Here is a 15,550-nt window from a genome sequence, read left to right as displayed (position 1 = left end):
TCATGATCGGCCTGTACTCCTCCGGCGACTCGCCGCTGCACCGCCTGCCCGCGGGCTGGAAGCTCGCGGGGCTCGCGCTCGCCGTGATCGGGGTCGCGCTGCTGCCGTCCTGGCCGTGGATGCTGGGGGCCGCGGCCGTGACCGCGCTGCTGTTCGCGGTCGCCGGGATCCCCGCACGCCTCCTGTTCGCCCAGATCGTGCCGATCGTCGTGATCGTCTCGCTCGCGGGCGCGCTCAACTGGATCTTCCAGGGTTGGGAGGCCGCGCTCATGCTCGCGCTGCGCGTGCTCGTGTGCGTGGCACTCGCGGCCTTGGTGACGTTGACGACCCGCGTCGGCGACATCCTCGACGCCATGCGCGCGGCGCTGCGGCCGTTCGGCCGCCGCATCGACGCCGACCGGGTCGGGCTCGTGCTCGCGCTCACCATCCGCGCCGTGCCGCTCATGTACGACCTCGTTCGCGCCGTCCTCGATGCGCGCAAGGCGCGCGGCGCCGAAGGCTCCCTCCGTGCGATCGCCGTCCCGGTCGTCGTACGCGCCCTGCAGACCGCCGACGCCATGGGCGAGGCCCTCGCCGCCCGCGGCGTCGACGACTGACGCGTCTCGCCCGTCGATCAGGCCGGGTCCGCGTACTTCCGGTGCGCGGCCTGCTTCCGAGAGGCCTGGGAGACTGCCCGGGGGCTTCATCGCTTCCCTCCATCGCGAACGCTGGTCATCAACGGCTTACGGCTGGCGACACATTGTGTCTGAGCACAGCTCAGACTGGAACAACATCGTCACGAAGTACGGCCTCGGGGGCACGTGGCAACAATTCGCCCTCTGGGCCATCAGCGGCGCGGTCGGCCAACCGGCCTCAGCTCCGTACGATGGTGGAAACGACACCTACCGTTACTCCGCGGTCGTCCAGATCAAGAACTACAACAGCAAGGCCACCGCGCGAACCTACACCGTTACCGTGCCCGTAGGCGCGAAGAACAACAAAGTGATCACCGCATTCCCACGGTCATGACGACATCGATCCTCGAGCGCTACTTCGAACATCTCCGACAACGTCCGGGCGTTGACGCAGACGCCTCGACGGGCCGCGTGCTCTGGCCGGCGATCGATCGGGGTGAACGCGCAGACGAACGGGTCGAATTCTTGATTAGCGAGCCGGAACTCCGGGTCGCGATTCAAGAGCGAGAGCATACTGCCGGTTCGGTTTGGCCAGATATCCCCCGGGAGCTCGCAGCGTTCCGTATGTTATATACGAACATGATGGAATGCGCTGAATCAGAACGGTCCCGCACCACGCGGCGATTCCGGCTGACGAATGGCGAATTCGTGGCCATGGAAAGCAGCTCGTAGACCGAGCACAACGCCGGGGCGAGACCGCCCCGGCGTTGCCGCCGGCGTGAAGTCGACGATGAAGTCGTAGTCGCTCCGGTCGGCATCGAAGCCGCCCGTGGCCGCTGAGCCATGGGCGAGGCCCTCGCGGCCCGCGGCGTCGACGACTGACGCGTTTCGCCCGTCGATTCAGGCTGGGTCCGCGTACTTGCGGTGCGCAGCCTGCTTGGAGACGCCGAGGATGCCGCCGATCGCGGTCCATGACAGCCCCGACTCATGCGCATCGCGCACCGCCGACCGCAGTTCCTGCTCCGCGGCGGCCAGCGCATCCTGAGCCGCGATCAGTCGACGCAGCCCGGCCGCGTCTTTCCACTCGATCTCCGCTGGGTCGAGTGAATCGAGCCATGCGTCGATATCACCCTGCTGTTTCGTACTCATCCTTTGCATCACCTCAATGCGTCATAGAACTTCGGCGAAGCCGATCGGCGTGGATAATCCGTGTCGGACGATCCAGCGGAACGACGATGAGTTCGAGGAGCGCACCGTCGGCTGCCGGCCCGATGACGAGCAACCGCCGCTCATGGTCGTACTCGATCTCGAAGAAACGACACGCGTTGACCCACGCATGGAGGATGTCCGCGTCGTCGATGCCGTGCTTTCGTGCACTCGGGAGAATTCGCGCATCGTCAACCTAATGTTGACGATTTGCTGTCGGCGCGTCAAGGAGAGAATCTGTGGAGCACCCGTCAGCGCGAGCCGATGTGGAGAGGACGTCACTCCCAAGCCGTGTTCCGGGAGTGTCACCCATCACCCGAAGGCAGTGTCACCAATCAACCGAAACCGTGTCACCCATCACCCGGATACCAAACGGCACCCATCAGGCGAAGTAACACAAAGAACTGGTGCACCCCCAGGGACTTGAACCCTGAACCCACTGATTAAGAGTCAGTTGCTCTGCCGATTGAGCTAGAGGTGCATCGGCCCGGGATTTCATCGCCCCGGGCCGGGGATCAACGTTACCAGCCGATCTCGGAATGTGCCAATCGAGCGTCGGCTTCGCTGCCGAAGGCTCCCGCCCGAGGCATCCGTTCATCGTCGCCGGGACGCGCACGGAACCCGGCCGATGCGGTGGGGCATCGACCGGGTCCGTACCCGACAGGTCGCCACTGCGCGAACCGACCTCTCGGGGGCTGGGGTGGGTCTGCGCTGGTCCGGATCGGGGAGAGCACCGGCCTGCCCGCCAGGCCTGCACTCTCCCCGACCCTTCCGGGGTCCTCCTTCTAGGGGGCGAGGACCCCTGGCGAGGTCACCGATTCCGCCGTGCCGTTCAGGTCGGTGTAGCCGACCGTCACGGTGATCGTGGCTCCCGAGTCCGCGGTGCCTGGCGTATAGGTGTTCCCCGAGGCCTCTTCGATGAGGACCCCGTCGCGGAACCACTGGTAGGTGAATCCGGGGTCGTCTTCGTTGAAGCCATCACCATCGGTCGGCGGCGTCACGGTCATCAGACCGCTCGGCGAGACGATGATGGTCGGTGCGGTCGGCACGTCGTTGACGTTCTCGACCACGTTGGTGGTGGGCGCGGAGGCCGCGACCCGGGCGATGCCGCCGGCGTCGAGGTACGACACCGTGACCCTCAGGAACTGCCCGACGGCGGTGTCGCCGGGTGTGAAGGTCGTCGGGCTCGCGGGCTGACCGGCATTGATCGTGACCACTGCCAGCTGTTCCCACTCGGTGACGTTGCCGGCGTTCTCGCCCTCGCCGCCCCACCACGTGTACTGCACGTTGGTGAATCCGGTGGTGTCGAGCTCGGCGCCCTCGAGATCCGTGATGGTCGCCGTGACGGGCACGTCCTCCACGGGGCTCTCGGTGTCGAGCAGGACCTGAGCGCTCGCCTCGCACGCCTCCCAGGCGGTGCCCGCGTCGTTCAGCATGGCGCAGCCGTCGCTGAACTGGAGCACCTCGAAGCCGCGGATGACGTCTGCGCCGTCACTCTCCTCAGCCTCCTGCACCTGGGTGTGCTCGACCCGCCAGTACCCGTCGGGCAGCTCGCTGATCGTGTAGGACGCGAACGCGTTCCGGTAGAACGCGGTGTCGACGGAGGTGTCGGCGTTCGGGTCCATCACGATCTCGCGGACGATGTCCAGCTGGCCCGGGTTCACGTCGCCTCGGAACACCGCCGCCTGCACCTGGGCTGCGCTGTCGTAGCGCGTGCCCGTCTCGGTGTCGACGAGCTGAACCCTGAGGAACGCGTCACCGTCGAGGTAGTCGTTGCCGCCGCGTCCCTCGATCAGATCGGAGCCGGGGCCGCCGACCATGATCTTGTGGACACCGTCGGTGTCGGACTCCGGCGTGCCCCGCAGCAGCGGTGCGGCGTAGTCGAACGGTGCGCCGGTCGGCCGGAGCAGCTCCTCGAGCCCGTCGATCAGGTCGAGGCTCTCCTCCGTGGCCTTGTGCAGCGGGATCTCGTTCTCGGCGACGTCGTCGGGTGCGACGAGCGGACCGCGGAGGGTGTCGTTGCCGGCACCGCCCGACAGGGCTTCGAGCTGATCGAACCGGCTCGGCAGCGGGTTGTTCGGCTGGACGACCCGCGTCATCGACATGTCGGCGTTCACGTTCAGCGACTCGCCGTAGTAGGTGAGCCAGTCGAACCCGAGGTTGCCGAGATGCCGATCGGTGCCGACGGCCTTGCCGACGAGGATGTCGTCGCCGCCCTCACCTTCGATGTCGTCGTTGCCGAGACCACCGATGACCACGTCGTTCCCGCCCAGCACGTCGTTCTGGAACTGGTCGGCATTGTCACCCTGCAGCAGGTCGGCGTGCGTCGAGCCCTCGACCCAGTCGTCGTGCTCGCCGCCGAAGACCGTCAGCCGGCCGGAGGTGCCCAGGATCACATCGTTTCCGAGTCCGGAGAAGATGGTCTTGAAGTCACCGCCGCCCATGATGAAGTCGTCGCCGAGCCCGCCGAGCGTGAGGTCGACTCCTGGACCGGAGTTGATCGCATCGTTGCCCTGACTGCCCTTGATGTTGTCATCGCCGAACGAGTCCGTGATGATGTCATCGCCCTTGCCGCCGACGAGCGCGTCGTTGCCGGCGCCGCCCTCGATGACATCGTCGCCCTCATAGCCCCAGAGCGCGTCGTCGCCCTCGTCACCACGGATGCGGTCGGCATTCGCGGTTCCGTGGAGTTCGACGTGCTCGTCGCCGTCCCAGCGCCAGGTGCCGTTCGGCTCCTGGATGAGCCCCGCGGGGCGCGGGTCCGGCAGGTTCTCGAGGTCGAGGATCGGGTCGTGCAGCGCGAAGACGTCGGCCGGAAGGTTCGACGCGTCCGTGTTGCGCTGGATGATGTCCGCGAACGTGTTGCCCTCGAGTGCGGCGAACAGCTGCTGACCCTGGTTCCGGAACAGGTAGTAGAACCGGTCACCGAACTGCAGTGCCTCCATCTGCGCCTCGAACACGAAGTTGAACGTCGAGCCCAGCATGCCGCCGAACGGGTTGAGCCGTTCCGCGAGTCCGCCGATCCAGAAGTCCACCTGGTCGAGACCCGTCGTGGTCACACCCGGCGCCGAGTTTGCCCATGCACCCGTGCTCTGCATGAACTCCACGCGGTCAGCGGGCGGGTCGAGCGGGACGGGCGTGAACTCCGCGAGCTGCGTGTGCACGACCTGCGGCACCGACGGGTAGTCGCCGAGCACGTGGATCTGCGAGGGCGCGAGCCGTTCGATCTCGTCGAGCACCGCCTGCGAGGCACCGTCCGGGTGGACGAGCAGCAGCGGCGAGCCCGAGAGCCCGGCTGCGACGCCGCCGGCCAGCGCGTCGGGGAAGTTGTACCCCGTCGCGATATACAGGTCCTCGGCCCCGTCCGGGAAGAACGCCTTGCTGATCTCCACGGCCGTGTCGACGCGGTTCTCACCGGCGAGCCGGCTGATCGACGGGGCGTAGCTCCGCAGTGCGGAGTAGACGCTCGCGTTGACGGTGGGCAGCCCGCCGAGCACCACGATCTCGTCAGGGTCGAGCCGCTCGAGCTCAGCGGCCGTCACCGGCGGGATCGAGTCGGGCGTCACGAGCAGCACGGGTGAGCCGTCCCGCGCCGCGACCGCGGAGCCCGCGAGCGCGTCGGGGAAGTTCAGCCCGTTCGTGATGAACACCCGCTCGACACCCGGCGAAGCGAACTCCTGGCTGATGAGCGCCGCCGTCTCGAACCGGTTGACGCCGCCGATGCGGTCGACGACTCCGGTCGTGGCGTACGTCTCGAGCCGAGCGCGCTGCGGTTCGCTCACCGCGTGCCGGTCACCCAGGATCACGATGCGCTCGGGCTTGAGTCGCGCGAGCTCGACCGCGGTCGCGCTCGGGATCTCGGCGCCGAGGGTGTTCGTCGTCAGCAGCACGGGCCCGCCCTGCGCCGCGGCAGCGGCGCCGCCCGCGAGGGCGTCTGGGAAGTTGTGCCCGTTCGTCAGGTACGCCACCGGCACGCCCGGGTTCGGGAATGCCCGCTGCGAGACCTTCGCCGCGGTGTCGAACCGGTCGATGCCGGCGTACTGCAGGATGAACTCCTCGCCGAGCGGCGCACCGTTCACGAGCAACGCAGCCGCCTCCCGCTTCGCCTCCATCGTGGTCGCGTCGACGACCGTCGGGTGCGTGCCGTACGCCGCCACGAAGTTGACCAGCGACGCGTTCGAACCGCCACGACCGAAGTTGTTGCCGTTCTTGATGTTCTGGCCGAAGTCGAACCAGCTGTCGTACGGCCGCAGGCTCGGCTCGTTGGTCTCCGCGAAGAACGTGCGGCGAGCCTCCTGCAGCGGCGGGACGCCCACGTCCCTGGCCCGCAGCAGGTTGATCGTCGCGAGGTCGAGCGGCAGGCCGAGCAGCTGGTTGCGGAGCGTGTCGACGACGTGCTCATCGATCTGGCTGCCCACCTCGGCGGTCATGCCGTTGATGAGCGAGCCGGCGGCCTCTTCGGGTGTGAGGTCGCCACCGTGGTTGTACGCGTCGGGGTTCAGGAAGCCGTCGAACAGGGGTACCGGTTCGAAGTCCTGCGTGCCGCCGTCGACGGCCTCACGGCCGATGCTGTCGGTCATCATCGAGTGCCCGAACCGGTACACGACGTGTGCGAACTCCGCGAAGATCGCGGGGTCGACGCCCGGGTTGTAGCTGTTCTCGTTGAAGACGACCGCATCGATCGACGGGGCCACCTTGCGGCCGAACTCCTCGAACACGAGGTGCTGGTACTGCATCTCGGTCGCGAACTTCGCCGCCTGGAAGAGCCGCTCGCGGTAGCTCCAGTCGTCGGACTCGGGCTGCGGCAGCTCCTGCCCGGCCTTCAGCGACGGGAACGCGTGCGCCTCGCCACGGAACGCCTTGGCGAACTCCTCGAGGTTGCCGCTCTCGAGCTCGGGGCGGTCGCCGTTCAGCACGGCCTCGATCTGACCGACCATGCGGTTGTGCTCCGCGTGGAACACGTGGTGCACCGCCGTGAGGCCGATGTTCTCGTTGACGCGGCCGTCACCGGCGACGAAGTGCCGGCCGAGCGCGACGTTGTCGTAGCCCGAGAGGATCGGCTCACCCGTCTCGGGGTCGAGCACGGGCTCGCCGTCAGCGTCGTACCGGGGCAGCAGCTGCCCGTTCGGGCCGACGACGGGCGTCGCGCCGTGCGCGATGTCGTCGAGGAACGCGTGCCCGGTGCCGAGTGCGTTCTCCGTCGAGATCGGGGCGCTGGTGTCGCCTTCGATGAACGCGACGCCGCCTTCGGCGGACTCGTCGGCGACCGCGAGCTGCGGAAGGCCGCCCGGCCCGGGCACGAAGTGCCCGTACTGGTCGGTGCGCAGCAGCGGCACGTCGAGCAGGTCCGCGTCGGTGAGGTCGATGCCGAGCACCTCGCGCGACTGCGCCTTGACGTCGTTCCAGGTGGCGAGGCCACCCTCGACGCCCTCGAGCAGATGACCCGTGGTCTGGGCGTCCGCGTCGTACTCACGCAGGAACACCTGGTGCGACGGGTGCGACGAGTAGGTCTGGTTCTGGTCGATGTACGGCGTGGTCAGGTTGATGTGCTCACCGGTCGGGTTGCCCGCTTCGTCCGCCACGCGGGTCGCCCGCGTGAGGGTGAGGAAGTTGGTGCGCGAACCCTCCACGTACAGCGGGTCGTCCGGCTGCAGCGGCACGATCAGCGACCCGTTGCCGCCCTTGGCGACGAGGTCGAGCCCGTGGTCGAAGAACTGGCCGAAGAAGCCCATGAACGTGTTGAACGGCGCCGACAGCTCCTCGTCGGGCGCCGTGTTCGGCGTCACGACCCGGTCGGTGCCCGGCACTCGCGTCGCGGTGCCCGCGTCGAGCTGGTTCAGGATCGCCGGGTTGTTGACCGTCTGGTCCACGATCAGGTTCGAGATCGTGCGGGGGTCGGAGTCGTACACGATACCGTCGGTCTGCGCGTAGCAGGTCAGCCCCTCTTCGCACATCTCGACGACCGCGGGCGGGTTGCCCGGAGGGCCCGTCGGCGGCACGGTGCCGGGGAACGCCGGGTTCGGGTCGGCCTGGCGCCACTCGGGCTCGAGCAGGCGCGGGAAGGCCCGGTCGGCGGCGCCGTACTCGGCCTGACCGGGGACCAGGTTGTTCTCGGTGCCGTCGACCGTGCGGACGCCGAGCGTGCGCGCGTCGCCGGTGAGGCACTTGCCGCTCGAGTCCTCGTCGTTCGCGCAGCGCAGCGGGTTGCCCGCGGCGTGCGACTCGGAGATCTGGATCTGGCGGAGCAGGAACTCGAGGTCGTTCTGCGTGAGGACGAACGACGGGTCGTCGTCGGTGACCGCGTGCGCGGCCGAGACCGGCTGCAGCGCGAGCATCGTGACCACGAGCATGACCGCGGTGGTGATGGCGAGGATGAGACGCGCGAGGCGCCCTGGTTCTGAACGTTCGATCGACGCGCGGGCGCGCGCCGGTGCAGTGGGTTTCATTGCCGTGCCTCCGGGATCGGCTGGGTACCGAGTAGGTGTGAGGCGACGGAGGCGCGACGGGTATCGCAGCTCCGATGAGGATTCGTCGGGTAGTGCGTCCCCATCGAGCACAGTTTTGGGCGCGAAAAAGCTGAGCGTCAATCATTAAGAGCTGAATCACCCTCGTTTTGGGGGACAAGGGACCCCGATTCGGTCACCTCGGCAGCGAGGCGGATCAGACGGCGGGTGGCCCGCGAGGGTCAGCACCGAAGGCCGAACGGATGCCCCGGCTGCGCGCCTGCGCGGCGCCGGCGCGCAGCGCGACCAGTCGCCAGACCAGCCAGCTGTGCGCATCGGCGGCATCGTCTCCGGCATCGTCGGCATCCACCGCTCCGGCGCTCGCGGCCGGTGCATCGCGATCGGCTGATTCGTGCTGGACCTCGCCGGGAATCCACGATTGCCCGGCGATCGCGAGCGCCTCGACCGGAGCCGTCGGCGCGACCGCGAGCGAGAGCGCGAGCAGCGCGACGAGCGACGCGGTCGCGAGCGCGACCGACCTGCGCGTCAGGGCGCGCACGACTCGTTTCGGGCTGATCCTCATCGCTGAGGCCTCTCTCGGCCGGGTATGCCGTCGGATGGAGCTGAGTGACGCTCACCGTACACCAGGACCGGCCGAACGCAACAGTGCCGGTTGGCTAGGGTTGATGCACGTGACCGCTCCCACCGATTCCCCGGCACCGGCCGAAGACCTGGCCCTGGCCCTCGACCTCGCCGACCGCGCCGACGCGATCTCGCTCGGGCGCTTCCGCGCCGTCGACCTCGAGGTCTCGACCAAGCCCGACCGCACACCCGTCACCGAGGCGGATCTCGCGGTCGAACGCGCCATCCGCGATCGTCTGGCCGAAGCCCGCCCCGACGACGGGGTGCTCGGCGAGGAGTTCGGCACCGAAGGCTCGACGACTCGCCAGTGGATCGTCGATCCGATCGACGGCACCGCGAACTTCCTGCGCGGGGTCCCCGTATGGGGCACGCTCATCGCGCTCGCCGTCGACGGCGAGCCGGTCGTCGGCGTCGCCTCCTCCCCCGCACTCGGCCGCCGCTGGTGGGCGTCGCGCGGGCACGGCGCCTGGACGACGGATGCCCCGGGCGCCGAGCCACGGCGCATCGCGGTGTCGAACGTGGCCCGACTGGCCGACGCCTCGCTCAGCTTCCAGAGCCTCGCCCAGTGGCGCGACGCCGGATACCTCGACCGCCTGCTCGCGCTCTCGGAGCGCGTGTGGCGCGACCGCGCCTACGGCGACCTGTGGTCGTACACCCTGCTCGCCGAGGGCCTCATCGACCTGGCCGGCGAGTTCGACGTCAAGACCTACGACCTCGCCGCCCTCATCCCGATCGTCGAAGAGGCCGGGGGCCGGTTCACCTCGATCGACGGCGCACCCGGCGCCCACCACGGCAGCGCGCTCGCGACCAACGGCCACCTGCACGAGGCCGTGCTCGCGGCGCTGCGCGAGCCGAGCTGACGCGGCCCGCCCACGCAGCGCTCAGCTGCGCAGGTCGGGCAGCTCTCCCCCGCCACGCGCGTCGGCCCAGAGGTCGACCCCCGTGTCCACCGCGTGCCGGTCGATCGTGGCCAGCTCGTCATCGGCGAGCTCGAGCCGGTCGAGCGCGCGGACGTTCTCTTCGATCTGCTCCACCCGGCTCGCGCCGATCACGAGGCTCGTCACGCGTTCGTCGCGCAGCGCCCACGCGAGTGCGAGCTGCGCGAGCGACTGGCCTCGGGCCGAGGCGATCTCGTCGAGGCCGCGGAGCCGCTCGACCGCCTGCTCGGAGATCATCGAGGGGTCGAGCGAGGTGCCCGCCGCGGCACGCGAGTGCTCGGGGATGCCGCGGAGGTACTTGTCGGTGAGCAGGCCCTGCGCGAGCGGTGTGAAGCCGATCACGCCGAAGCCGAGGTCCTCGGCGGTGTCGAGGAGGCCCTCGGTCTCGATCCAGCGGTTCAGCATGGAGTACGAGGGCTGGTGGATGGTCAGCGGCGTGCCGCGCTCACGGAGGTGGCCGGCGATCTCGCGGCTCTGCTCGGAGGAGTACGACGAGATGCCGACGTAGAGGGCCTTGCCCGCGCGCACGATCGAGTCGAGCGCTGCCGCGGTCTCCTCGAGCGGCGTGTCGGGGTCGGGCCGGTGGTGGTAGAAGATGTCGACGTAGTCGAGCCCCATGCGCGACAGCGATTGGTCGAGGCTCGCCGTGAGGTACTTGCGGCTGCCGCCGACCCCGTTCGGCCCGGGCCACATGTCCCAGCCGGCCTTGGTCGAGATGATGAGCTCGTCACGGTACGGCGCGAGATCGGACGAGAGCACGCGCCCGAAGTTCTCCTCGGCCGAGCCGTAGGGCGGTCCGTAGTTGTTCGCGAGGTCGAAGTGCGTGATGCCGAGGTCGAACGCGCGGCGCAGCATCTCGCGCTGCCCGTCGAGCGGCCGGTTCTCGCCGAAGTTGTGCCACAACCCGAGCGAGAGCACCGGGAGCTGCAGCCCCGAGGCACCCGATCTGCGGTAGGTCATCTGGTCATATCGGGCGGCGTCTGCGACGTACGGCATGCGGGCAATGCTACTGCGGTCCCGATGACGAACTGACGCTTCGACCTGGTGCGGCAGTCGGTGATGCACGAAGCGGCCGCCCGTGGGCGGCCGCTTCGCCGATGGTTCGTGTGCGACGACGACCTTGGGTGGAGATGGGGGGAATCGAACCCCCGTCCATCGCTGTGGTCCCGCGCCTTCTCCGGGCGCATCCTGTGAGGCGTTCTGCTCGGCCCCGACTCTTGCCACAGGCAACTGAGTCGACAGGCCCAGCCTGAAGAAAGTCCCGCACGCCGCTCAGGCGACGGCGCGCAGCAAGTTCCCTAGATGACGCCAGCGACCGGGGCGGGAACCCACCCGGACTGACGGACTATCGGACTCGCTTAGGCAGCGAGGGCGAAGTCGGACTGCTTCTTATTGGCAGTTATTGTTTCGCAGGGAGCGTTCACGAGATAACCCTGCATCCTCGGCCCGCTTCTCGCGGTTACTCAGACGATGTCGAAACCGATCATCCCCATGGTCACCAGGTCTTGTCTGCACAAGATCATGGCGGGCCGTCGTCGCACACTGTGGAGTTGCCATCAACCGCAGCAGCGAACTGCGCGGCCTTACAGAATAGAACATCGGCGCCCCGTGCGCCATTCCCGCCGCCGACCCGACCCCGAGGAGCGAACCGTGAGCACGCAGATCACCGTCACCGGCCAGGCCGAGACCCGCATCGCCCCGGAGCTCGGCGCCGTGACGCTCATCGTCACCGCGTCGGGCGCGAACCGCGACGCGATCCTCCAGCAGTCGGGCGGCAGCCATCACGAACTGCTCGCCGAGGTGAAGTCCCTCGATGCGGCGGGCACGCTCGACGCGTGGTCGGCCGGGCAGTTGCGCGTCTGGTCGCACCGGCCCTGGAACGCCGATGGCCGGCAGCTCCCGCTCATCCACGAGGCCCGGGCCGAGGTCGAGGTCGTCTTCCGGGATCTCGCTCGCCTCACCGAATGGGTGAGTGCGGTGGCCGAGCGCGACTCGGTCACGGTCGGCGGCGTCGACTGGCGATTGACGGATGCCACGCGCCGCCGGGTGCAGGAGGACGCCCAGCGCCGCGCGGTCACCGACGCCGTCGCGAAGGCCCGGGTGTATGCGGACGCGCTCGGACTCGGCGAGCCGCAGCCCGTCGAGCTCGCCGACCGCGGGCTGCTCGGGCCGCACCCCGGGCCGCAGGCCCCGCAGGCGGTCATGATGCGCGCCGCCGCCTTCGGCGGCCCGCAGGCCCCGGTCACCGAGCTCACGCCGGCCGACCTCGTGATCGAGGCATCCGTCGACGCCCGCTTCAGCGCCTGACGACCTCGACGCGGGGTGCGCGCGAGCCGCGCCTCAGGTCGGCTCGACGAGCAGGTGCTCGAGCGTCGCGAGCTCCTCGAGCGTGAGCCCCGAGGCGAGCAGGTACTCGCGTGCCGAACCGTGCTCGCGCTCGACGAGCGCGATCACGTGCTCGAGCGCCTCGGGCGGGCTGCCCCCCATCAGCACCCGGAGCTCGGGGCCGTCGGGCACCCCGAACCGGCCGACCATCGCGACCATCTCTTCGAGCCACTCCCCCGCGAGGTTCGCCTCGGTCCGCGCGTAGTCCGCGACGACGTCGTCGCGGTCGACCCCGACCGCGAGGAGGGTCAGCGCGGTCACGATGCCGGTCCGGTCCTTGCCGGCCGTGCAGTGCACCACGACGGCCCGGTCGCCCGCCGTCGAGATCTCGCGGATGGCGCTCACCACGACGTTCGCGTGCTGCGTCACGATGCGCTCGTAGAGCGCGTCGAGCGTCACGTTCGGGCCGTGCGAAGCCCCTGAACCCTCGAACACGGGAAGCCTGAGCACTTCGACGTCGAGCCCGTCGAGGTCGTCGGGCATGAATCTCGCCTCGGTGTCGTCACGCAGGTCGATGACGATGCCGACTCCGAGCTCGGCGAGCGCCGCGCGACCGCCTTCACCCAGCCGCTGCAGACCGTCGGACCGGTAGAGCACGCCGCTCCGCACGAGCCCGGTCGCCGCCGGCAGGCCGCCGACGTCGCGGAAGTTGTACGTGCCGGGAACGGGGATGCGCGCGTGGAGGGTCACCCGCGCAGCCTACCGACCGCGTCTGACAACTCGCCCGAGCGAGGCTACTCCCCCAGGTGCCGCCTCGACGCGATGGCCCGGTCGGCCTCGCGCTTGTCCTGCCGCTCGCGCAGCGCCTGCCGCTTGTCGTACTCGCGCTTGCCCTTCGCGACCGCCAGCTCGACCTTCGCACGGCCGTCGCTGAAGTAGATCGACAGCGGGATGAGGGTGTACCCGCCGTCCTTCGTGCGGTGGCTGATCTTCACGATCTCCTGCTTGTGCAGCAGCAGCTTGCGCTTCCGGCGCGGGGCATGGTTGTTCCACGTGCCCTCGGTGTACTCGGGGATGTGCACCGCGTCGAGCCACATCTCGCCGCCGTCGATGAACGCGTAGCCGTCGACGAGCGACGCACGCCCCTCACGCAGCGACTTCACCTCGGTGCCGGTGAGCACGAGGCCGGCCTCGTAGGTGTCCTCGATCGTGTAGTCGTGCCGCGCCTTGCGGTTGGTCGCGACGACCTTCTGACCGCGTTCCTTGGGCACGGCGCGCTCCTTCGATGCTGGTTCGGCTGACTGACGGATGCCTCGGGCGGAGCCCGGGCAGCCGTTCAGTCTAGCCCACCGATGCCGGTCGAGGAGCGACCGACGAAGGAGGATGCGTACCGAGACCCCTCAGACCCGCAGGTAGCGGCGGATCGCGATCCCCGCGGAGACCGCGGCGAGCAGCACGCCGACCGCGATCAGGAGCGGCACCACGAGCCACGCCTCGCCGAGTCCGACGAACGTGAACGACAGCGAGTTCGCGAGGTAGCCCTGCACGAAGAAGTGCACGATCGCGATGAGCGCGCCGCCCGCGAGGATCGAGCCGATGAGCCCGGCGATGACGCCTTCGAGCACGAACGGCGTCTGGATGAACCGGTTCGAGGCGCCGACGAGGCGCATGATGCCGAGCTCGCGTCGCCGCGAGAACGCCGAGAGCCGGATCGTGGTCGCGATCAGCAGCGCGGCCGCGACGAGCATGATCGCGGCGATGCCGATCGCCGTGAAGCTCGCGGCGTTCAGCACGTCGAAGATCTGGTCGAGGTACCGCCGCTGGTCGACGACCTGCTCGACCCCGGCGAGCCCCGCGAGCGCCTCGGCGATCACCTCCGACTGCGACGGGTCGACGAGGTTCACCCAGAAGGTCTCGTTGAGCACCTCGGGCGTGACGTAGTCCGCCGCGGGCGTGCCCTCGAACTGCTGCTGGAAGTTCTCGTACGCCTGCTGGTGGTCCTCGAAGTAGAACTCGTCGATGTACGGCACGAGCGTCGCCGACTCGAGCTGGGACTCGACCGCGGACTTCTGCTCCTCGGTCGCCTCGCCGTCGATGCATCCCGCGGCCGTCGAGACCGTGGTGCAGAGGTACACCGCGACCTGCGCGCGGTCGTACCAGTAGCTCTTCATCTGGCCGATCTGCAGCTGCATGAGCGCGGCGGTGCCGACGAACGTGAGCGAGATGAACGTGACGAGCACGACCGACACGACCATCGAGGCGTTGCGACGCAGGCCGTTCGCCGCTTCGGCGAGCACGAGCCCGATCCTCATGAGGTGGGCCCCACTTCCTGGTCGCGGTCGTCATGCCGGGGGCCTCCCGGGGCGCGCAGCCCGAGCCGCTCGGCGAGCGTCAGCTGGTCGGATGCCTCGGGCGCGGACTCGTCCTTCGGCTTCAGCTGCTCGGGGTCGAGCTGGATCTGCCCGGTCGCCGCGGCCGTGATCTGCGCGGCGGCGTCGGTGACGTCGTCGGTCGCCTCGGGCTCGACGTAGAGCGGCGGGGCGTCGCGCATGATCTCGGGCGTCATCTTCGGCGCGACGGCCGTGATGGGTGCGTCGGGCTGCTGCTCGGGCACGTACTCGATGTCGCGCACGGTCTGGCCGTCGTAGCCGGCCTCGGTCTCGTCGCGCACGATGTCGCCGGCCGACAGCTCGATCACGCGTCGCTTCATCTGGTCGACGATGCCGGCCTCGTGCGTCGCCATGACGATGGTCGTGCCGCTCGCGTTGATGCGCTCGAGGAGCGTCATGATGCCCGCGCTGGTCACCGGGTCGAGGTTGCCCGTCGGCTCGTCCGCGAGCAGCACCTGCGGCTTGTTCACGATGGCGCGGGCGATGGCGACGCGCTGCTGCTCGCCACCGGAGAGCTCATGAGGCATCCGCTTGGCCTTGCCGTCGAGGCCGACCAGCTTGAGCGTCTCGGGGACCGCCGACTGGATGAAGCCGCGCGACTTGCCGATCACGCGCAGCGTGAACGCGACGTTGTCGTAGACCGACTTGTTCGGCAGGAGGCGGAAGTCCTGGAAGACCACGCCCAGGCTGCGGCGGAAGTACGGGATCTTGCGGCTCGAGATCGAGCCGAGGTCTTGGCCGAGCACGTGGATCGAGCCCTTCGTCGGCTTCTCCTCTTTGAGGATCAGCCGCAGGAAGCTCGACTTGCCGGAGCCTGACGCACCCACGAGGAACACGAACTCGCCGCGCAGAATCTCCACGCCGATGTCGTTCAGGGCAGGCCTGCCCTGACCCTGATAGGTCTTGGTGACGGAATCGAAGCGGATCATCGCGTTCGAGCCTAAGCAGTGTGCGGTGAAATCGGGCTGAACGACGCGCACCTCATCGTGCCT

General features: G+C 68.9%; 12 protein-coding genes, 1 tRNA gene and 1 other RNA gene. 4 read left to right on the top strand and 10 right to left on the bottom strand.

Going from position 1 to position 15,550, the window contains the following annotated elements:
* Positions 1-2 precede the first annotated feature (2 nt).
* Positions 3-596, top strand: a complete 594-nt coding sequence (locus RH864_RS04350; protein WP_310516285.1) for an energy-coupling factor transporter transmembrane component T family protein — start codon at positions 3-5, stop codon at positions 594-596.
* A gap of 145 nt (positions 597-741) precedes the next feature.
* On the top strand, positions 742-1,008 hold the full coding sequence (locus tag RH864_RS04345; protein WP_310516284.1) for a hypothetical protein: 267 nt from the start codon (positions 742-744) through the stop codon (positions 1,006-1,008).
* Between the two features lie 506 nt (positions 1,009-1,514).
* Here the strand turns inward: RH864_RS04345 and RH864_RS04340 are convergent.
* From RH864_RS04340 to RH864_RS04325, 4 genes are all read right to left on the bottom strand, one after another.
* Positions 1,515-1,772, bottom strand: a complete 258-nt coding sequence (locus tag RH864_RS04340) for a hypothetical protein (RefSeq protein WP_310516394.1) — start codon at positions 1,770-1,772, stop codon at positions 1,515-1,517.
* Positions 1,773-2,225: 453 nt separating this feature from the next.
* A tRNA-Lys gene (locus tag RH864_RS04335) sits at positions 2,226-2,301 on the bottom strand.
* Between the two features lie 304 nt (positions 2,302-2,605).
* Positions 2,606-8,266, bottom strand: coding sequence for a peroxidase family protein (locus RH864_RS04330; RefSeq protein ID WP_310516283.1), 5,661 nt, complete (start codon positions 8,264-8,266; stop codon positions 2,606-2,608).
* A 214-nt stretch (positions 8,267-8,480) separates the two neighbouring features.
* Entirely contained in the window at positions 8,481-8,846 is a 366-nt protein-coding gene (locus RH864_RS04325) for a hypothetical protein (protein ID WP_310516282.1), read from the bottom strand.
* Positions 8,847-8,949: 103 nt separating this feature from the next.
* On the opposite strand from RH864_RS04325, the gene hisN reads away from it, so the two are divergent.
* Positions 8,950-9,765: a histidinol-phosphatase gene (hisN, locus tag RH864_RS04320; protein ID WP_310516280.1), complete on the top strand. Its 816-nt coding sequence runs from the start codon at positions 8,950-8,952 to the stop codon at positions 9,763-9,765.
* A 21-nt stretch (positions 9,766-9,786) separates the two neighbouring features.
* On the opposite strand, the gene mgrA is transcribed toward hisN, so the two are convergent.
* Both mgrA and ssrA read right to left on the bottom strand, forming a co-directional pair.
* The gene (gene mgrA / locus RH864_RS04315; RefSeq protein WP_310516279.1) at positions 9,787-10,839 is read right to left on the bottom strand and encodes an L-glyceraldehyde 3-phosphate reductase; all 1,053 of its coding nucleotides are present in this window, start codon (positions 10,837-10,839) and stop codon (positions 9,787-9,789) included.
* Positions 10,840-10,965: 126 nt separating this feature from the next.
* Positions 10,966-11,334: a transfer-messenger RNA gene (gene ssrA, locus RH864_RS04310) on the bottom strand.
* Positions 11,335-11,493: 159 nt separating this feature from the next.
* Here ssrA and RH864_RS04305 point away from each other — a divergent pair.
* Positions 11,494-12,150 (top strand): SIMPL domain-containing protein, encoded by a 657-nt coding sequence (locus RH864_RS04305; protein ID WP_310516278.1) that lies wholly within the window; start codon positions 11,494-11,496, stop codon positions 12,148-12,150.
* 33 nt (positions 12,151-12,183) lie between these two features.
* Here the strand turns inward: RH864_RS04305 and RH864_RS04300 are convergent, their stop codons facing one another.
* The 4 genes from RH864_RS04300 to ftsE all read right to left on the bottom strand — a co-directional run bounded on the left by RH864_RS04300 (position 12,184) and on the right by ftsE (position 15,487).
* On the bottom strand, positions 12,184-12,918 hold the full coding sequence (locus RH864_RS04300) for a tyrosine-protein phosphatase (RefSeq protein ID WP_310516277.1): 735 nt from the start codon (positions 12,916-12,918) through the stop codon (positions 12,184-12,186).
* Positions 12,919-12,962: 44 nt separating this feature from the next.
* The gene (gene smpB, locus RH864_RS04295; protein WP_310516276.1) at positions 12,963-13,439 is read right to left on the bottom strand and encodes an SsrA-binding protein SmpB; all 477 of its coding nucleotides are present in this window, start codon (positions 13,437-13,439) and stop codon (positions 12,963-12,965) included.
* Between the two features lie 129 nt (positions 13,440-13,568).
* Positions 13,569-14,480, bottom strand: coding sequence for a permease-like cell division protein FtsX (ftsX, locus tag RH864_RS04290; RefSeq protein WP_310516275.1), 912 nt, complete (start codon positions 14,478-14,480; stop codon positions 13,569-13,571).
* Positions 14,477-15,487 (bottom strand): cell division ATP-binding protein FtsE, encoded by a 1,011-nt coding sequence (ftsE, locus tag RH864_RS04285; protein WP_310516274.1) that lies wholly within the window; start codon positions 15,485-15,487, stop codon positions 14,477-14,479. The genes ftsX and ftsE overlap by 4 nt, the downstream gene beginning before the upstream one ends.
* Between the last annotated feature and the right edge of the window lie 63 nt (positions 15,488-15,550).

The sequence above is a fragment of the Agromyces aerolatus genome, from assembly GCF_031432255.1.
GTDB lineage: Bacteria > Actinomycetota > Actinomycetes > Actinomycetales > Microbacteriaceae > Agromyces.
Note: the sequence above shows the minus strand (reverse complement) of the source record. Positions and strands in the feature narration are given on the sequence as shown.